This is a genomic window from Algibacter sp. TI.3.09, from assembly GCF_038154905.1.
Classification (GTDB): domain Bacteria; phylum Bacteroidota; class Bacteroidia; order Flavobacteriales; family Flavobacteriaceae; genus Algibacter.
On the sequence record NZ_JBAKAN010000069.1, the window covers coordinates 1 to 286 of the forward strand.

Genomic DNA, 286 nt, shown 5'->3' on the forward strand with positions numbered 1-286 from the left:
TGCAACTCTAGCTTCAGAGATTGCGCATTCGAATGGTAAATCTGATAATTGAATAGCAGCAGAAGCAGCTAATCCAGCCATAGCTTCTGGCATAACATCATCATCATGAGACATTACCTGAATCATTACTTGTGTTTCTGCGTGATAATCTTTTGGGAATAATGGACGTAATACACGATCCTCTAAACGCATAGTTAAAACTTCGCCATCACTAGGTCTTGCTTCTCTCTTGAAGAAACCACCAGGATAACGCCCAGCTGCAGCAAATTTGTCGCGATAATCTACC

The 286-nt window shown here is 41.6% G+C and carries 1 pseudogene; it reads right to left on the reverse strand.

Annotation, left to right across the window (positions count from 1 at the left end):
• Positions 1-286: pseudogene (locus V6246_RS18360) on the reverse strand (polyribonucleotide nucleotidyltransferase); the annotation flags it as partial.